The following is a 5,071-nucleotide window of genomic DNA, read 5'->3' on the forward strand; positions in this document are numbered from 1 at the left end:
TGGCGGTGCCGATCGCGCCGGCCAGCATCGAGGTGGCGAGCAAGGGAAGCAGGGTCTTCATGGCGGTTTCCTGGGGCATGCCGGGCGGTGTGCCGGCGACAGGAGTGACTTTGCGCGCCAAGGCGATACGATAGGTGGCGAATCGTCCTTAAAACTTTACCTGGAGTGCCAAATGGCCGATCGCCTGGCCGCCTTGTTGACCCACTTCTCTGTCAGTGCCGAGGTCTTCCACGCCGGTACGCTTTGCGGCCTGCACCGCCTCGACAACGGCGACCGTGGCCAGTTGCACCTGCTGCGCCAGGGCAGCGTGGTCGTCCACAACGGCGACGGACATGTACTGCGGATCGACCGGCCGAGCCTGCTGCTGTACCCACAGGCCATGCCGCACCGCTTCGAGACCGATGCGCAACGCGGCGCGGATTTCGCCTGCGCGCACCTGCGCTTCGGCGGCGGCGCCGCCAATCCGCTGGTGCGCGCCTTGCCCGCCTGCATCTGCCTGCCGCTGGACGCGCTGCGCCAGGGTGAGACGCTGCTGCACCTGCTGTTCGAGGAAGCGTTCGCGCAGCATTGCGGGCGCCAGGCGGTATTGAACCGCTTGTTCGAGGTGGTGCTGGTGCACGTGATCCGCGAACTGATGGAGCAGGGACTCACCGACGGCGGCATGCTCGCCGGGATGGCCGATGCGCGGCTGCGGCTGGCGCTGACCGGTATCCACGACGCCCCGGCGCAGCCGTGGACGCTGGAGAGCCTGGCCGCGCGTGCCGGTATGTCGCGCAGTGCGTTCGCGCGCAGCTTTCGCGAAACCCTCGGCTGCACCCCGGGCCAGTACCTGCAGGACTGGCGCATCGCCCTGGTGCAGCGCGGCCTGCGCGAAGGACGGCCGCTGAAGCAGCTTGCCGACGAGGTGGGCTACGGCAGCGAGGCCGCGGTGTCGCGTGTGTTCAAGGCGCAGGTGGGGCAGAGCCCGCGCGCGTGGCGGCAGGCACGCTGAGCGGGGGGGCAGTCGCGGGTGGCCGGGCGCGCGCGGACACGCGCTCGGCGGCCTGCGCGCTCAGCCGGTGGCCAGCACCGCCAGCACTTCGGCCTCGTCCACGTCGGGCACGATCTCGGCGTGGCCGATGCCGCGCCACAGTACCAATCGCAGGCGTCCGGCCAGGTTCTTCTTGTCCAGGCGCATGCGCGCCAGCAGCGCCTCCGGTGCCAGCCCGGCCGGCAGCGCGGTCGGCAGGCCGAAGTCCTGCAGCAGCGCGCGCAGTTTCTCCGTGTCCTGCGCGCTGGCCATGCCCAGTCGCGCCGACAGCTCGGCGGCCAGCACCATGCCCACCGCCACCGCTTCGCCGTGGTTGAGGTTGGCGTTGTCCGGGGCGCCGTAGCCCTGTTCGGTCTCGATGGCGTGGCCGAAGGTGTGGCCGAGGTTGAGCAGGGCGCGCTCGCCCTTTTCCAGCGGATCGCGGGCGACGATCTCGGCCTTGTGCTCGCAGCTGCGCGCGATCGCCTGCGCCAGTGCCGCCGGCTCGCCGGCCAGCAGCGCGCGGCGTTCGGCATGCAGCCATTCGAAGAACAGCGGGTCGCGGATGGCGCCGTACTTGATCACCTCGGCCAGCCCCGCGCGCAGTTCGCGCGGCGGCAGGCTGCGCAGCGTGGCGGTGTCGGCCAGCACCGCGCGCGGCGGATGGAAGGCGCCGACCAGGTTCTTGCCCTGCGGGATGTCCACCGCGGTCTTGCCGCCGACCGAGGAGTCGACCATCGCCAGCAGTGTGGTCGGCAATTGCACGCAATCCACGCCGCGCATCCAGCAGGCGGCGGCGAAGCCGGCCAGGTCGCCGACCACGCCGCCGCCCAGGGCCAGCACGCAGGCGTCGCGGGTGGCGCCCAGGGCGGCCAGCGCGGCGATCGCCGCGGCGAAGTGGTCCAGGGTCTTGGAGGCCTCGCCGGCGGGGATCACGAAGTCGCCGATCTGCAACTCCGGGCGTGCCGCCAGCAGCGCGCTGCGAACCTGCGCGGCATACAGCGGCGCCACATGGCTGTCGCTGAGCAGCAGCACATGGCGGCCGCGCACGTGCGCGGCGAGGGCGGCGCCGTCGTCGAGCAGGCCGGGGCCGATGTGGATGGTGTAGGCCGGGTCGCCAGCGACCTGGACCGTGCGCGATGCTGCGGTCATGCAGTGGGTTCCGGAAGTTTCCACGACGCGGCCAGGCGCACGACCAGCTGCGCGGTGGCCTCGGCCGGGGTGAAGTGGTCGGTGTCCAGGATCAGGTCGGCGACCTCGCGGTACAGCGGTTCGCGCACCGCGTGCAGGTCGCGCAGCACCTGCTCGCGGTCGCCACGCTGCAGCAGCGGGCGGCTGCGGTCGCGGTGCAGGCGCTGCAGTTGCGCGGCCACGCCCACCCGCAGGTACACCACGAAGCCGTGCTCGCGCATCTCGCGGCGGCTGTCGGCGTTGAGCACGGCGCCGCCGCCGGTGGAGATCAGGTGGCCGGGCGTGCTCAGGATGCTTTCCAGCACCGCGCGCTCGTGCTCGCGGAAACCGGCTTCGCCGGCGTGCTCGAACAGCGAGGCGATGCTGGCACCGGTGCGCTCGACGATGGTCTGGTCGCTGTCGACGAAGACCAGGCCGAAGCGCTCGGCCAGGCGGCGACCGATGACGCTCTTGCCGGCGCCCATCGGGCCGACCAGCACCAGGTTGGGGGCGGGATTCATCCGCCGATGCTAGCAGAGACCGACGCCGCCCCGCGCGCCGCGCGGGCGCGTGCGCGGGGCCTTGCGCGGCGAAGCGTGCGTCGCGCGGTGCATGGCGCGACAATGGCGCATCGTCCGCCGAGTGCCTGTCGCCATGCCCGATCTCTACGCCGAAGCCCTGTCCACGTTCGCCGACCTGTTCGCCGAGGCGCGCACCAGCGACGAGGCCGAATACAACGCCATGGTCGTGTCCTCGGCCACGCTGGAGGCGCGCCCTTCGTCGCGGGTGGTGCTGCTGAAGGCCTACGACGCGCGCGGTTTCGTGTTCTACACCCACCTGGACAGCCAGAAGGGCCGCGAGCTGCAGGCCAATCCGCAGGCCTCGCTGCTGTTCCTGTGGCGGCGCATGCGCGAGGACGGGGTGCAGGTGCGCATCGACGGCGAGGTGCAACTGGTCGCCGCGGCCGAGGCCGATGCCTATTTCGCCTCGCGCCCGCGCATGAGCCAGATCGGCGCCTGGGCCTCGGCGCAGTCGCGCACCTTGGCCTCGCGCGAGGAATTCGAGGAACGCGTGGCCAAGGCCGAGGCCACCTTCGAGGGTCGCGAGGTGCCGCGCCCGGACGGCTGGGGCGGGTTCCGCGTGGTGCCGCGCAGCTTCGAGTTCTGGTACGGCGCCAAGTACCGCCTGCACGAGCGCTGGCGCTACGAGGCCGACGCCGCCGGCCACTGGAGCAAGCGGATGCTGTTCCCGTGAGCGGCGCCGGCCCTGTCTGCCGCGGCACCGCCGCCGCGGTGCGCGCGTGCTCGGGCGGGGCGTACTGAGCGTGGGCCCGCAGCGCATCGTCTGCCTGACGGAGGAGCCGACCGAGACGCTGTACGCGCTCGGCGAGCAGCAGCGCATCGTCGGCATCAGCGGCTTCACCGTGCGCCCGCCGCAGGCGCGCCGCGACAAGCCCAAGGTCAGCGCCTTCACCAGCGCCAAGATCGGCGAGATCCTCAAGTTGCAGCCGGACCTCGCCATCGGCTTCTCCGACATCCAGGCCGACATCGCCGCCGAACTGGTACGGCATGGCGTGGAGGTGTGGATCGCCAACCATCGCAGCGTCGACGGCATCCTCGACTACATCCGCCGGCTCGGCGCGCTGGTCGGAGCCGGGCCGCGCGCCAATGCCTACGCCGACGAACTGCAGCGCGGCCTCGATGCCATCGCCGCGCAGGCCGCCACCTTGCCGCGGCGGCCGCGGGTGTACCTGGAGGAATGGGACGAGCCCATCATCACCGGGATCCGCTGGGTGGCCGAACTGGTGGGCATCGCCGGCGGCGACGACGTGTTCCCGGAACTGTCGGTGCAGCCGCTGGCCAAGGCGCGGATCCTGGCCAACGGCGACGAGGTGGTGCGGCGCGCGCCGGACATCATCCTCGGCTCCTGGTGCGGCAAGCGCTTCCGTCCCGAGCGCGTCGCCGCGCGGCCGGGCTGGTCGGCGATGCCGGCGGTGCGCGACGGGCAACTGTTCGAGATCAAGTCGCCGCTGATCCTGCAGCCGGGGCCGGCGGCCCTCACCGACGGCGTGCGTGCCATCGCCGACATCATCCAGGCCTGGGCCAGGGGTGTGGGCGCTCGCTAGGGCGCGTCTTCCAGGCCAAGAGTCGAACAGGCGCGACGTTCGTGTGTCGCCGCGGCATCGCCCCGCGAACGGATCGCTCTTCCTCGATCCTGCTTGTGGCGCGCGCCACCACGCCGCGGCGGGCGCCGGACGCGACGATTCCGTTAGCCCGGCGCCGGCTGGGTGCGGCCGGCGATGCCCAGGCCGAGCAAGGCCATGAGCGCGGCAACGGCGAAGGTCGACAGGTATGCAGCGGCGGCCGAGTACGCCAGCAGCGCGGCGAACAGCGAGCCGCCGACCGCCAGCGTGGTCGCCACCGCAATCGCCTCGCTCAACTGCAGTGCCGAACTGTTGCGGCCCTGCCGCGCCGGCGGCGACAGGGTCAGGGTCAGCACCGCCAGGGTCGGGTAGATCAGGCCCATGCCCAGGCCGGTCGCGGTCCAGCCGCCGATCGCCAGCGCTGCCGGCACTGCCGGCAGCAGCGCCAGCGTGGTGGTCGCGATGCCCAGCGCCATCAGCGTGCAGCCCAGCCGCAGCCGCCGCAGGCGGGTGGCGTCGCGGCCGTAGTGGCCCTGGTACCAGGAACCGGCGAACCAGCCCAGCGCACCGGCGCTCAGCGCCACGCCGGCCCACACCGGCGACAGCCCGCGTTCGCGCGACAGCAGCAGCGGCAGGAACGCCTCGCAGCCGAAGAACGCCGAGCCGGCGATGCCGCGCAGCGCGATCACGCTGGGCAGGCCGCGCGCGGCGCGCAGGGTGCCGGCCGGCAGCAGCCGCCAGGTGCACAG

6 protein-coding genes are annotated in these 5,071 nt (G+C 72.4%); 3 read left to right on the forward strand and 3 right to left on the reverse strand.

Annotation, left to right across the window (positions count from 1 at the left end; genetic code table 11):
- Nucleotides 1-172: 172 nt before the first annotated feature.
- Nucleotides 173-991, forward strand: a complete 819-nt coding sequence (locus D183_RS0121845) for an AraC family transcriptional regulator (protein WP_017910871.1) — start codon at nt 173-175, stop codon at nt 989-991.
- A 60-nt stretch (nt 992-1,051) separates the two neighbouring features.
- Here the strand turns inward: D183_RS0121845 and aroB are convergent, their stop codons facing one another.
- Both aroB and D183_RS0121855 read right to left on the reverse strand, forming a co-directional pair.
- On the reverse strand, nt 1,052-2,161 hold the full coding sequence (gene aroB / locus D183_RS0121850; protein ID WP_017910872.1) for a 3-dehydroquinate synthase: 1,110 nt from the start codon (nt 2,159-2,161) through the stop codon (nt 1,052-1,054).
- On the reverse strand, nt 2,158-2,700 hold the full coding sequence (locus D183_RS0121855; RefSeq protein WP_017910873.1) for a shikimate kinase: 543 nt from the start codon (nt 2,698-2,700) through the stop codon (nt 2,158-2,160). The genes aroB and D183_RS0121855 overlap by 4 nt, the downstream gene beginning before the upstream one ends.
- Nucleotides 2,701-2,833: 133 nt before the next feature.
- On the opposite strand from D183_RS0121855, the gene pdxH reads away from it, so the two are divergent.
- Together pdxH and D183_RS0121865 are read left to right on the forward strand one after the other, a co-directional pair.
- Nucleotides 2,834-3,433 carry a pyridoxamine 5'-phosphate oxidase gene (pdxH, locus tag D183_RS0121860; RefSeq protein WP_017910874.1) on the forward strand — a complete coding sequence of 200 codons (600 nt, stop codon included), beginning with the start codon at nt 2,834-2,836 and terminating at the stop codon, nt 3,431-3,433.
- Between the two features lie 70 nt (nt 3,434-3,503).
- Nucleotides 3,504-4,304, forward strand: coding sequence for a cobalamin-binding protein (locus D183_RS0121865; protein ID WP_017910875.1), 801 nt, complete (start codon nt 3,504-3,506; stop codon nt 4,302-4,304).
- A 143-nt stretch (nt 4,305-4,447) separates the two neighbouring features.
- Here the strand turns inward: D183_RS0121865 and D183_RS25630 are convergent.
- The coding region (locus tag D183_RS25630; protein ID WP_017910876.1) for an MFS transporter at nt 4,448-5,071 on the reverse strand (624 nt) is incomplete at its 5' end.

The organism is Xanthomonas sp. SHU 199 (genome assembly GCF_000364665.1).
Classification (GTDB): domain Bacteria; phylum Pseudomonadota; class Gammaproteobacteria; order Xanthomonadales; family Xanthomonadaceae; genus Xanthomonas_A; species Xanthomonas_A sontii.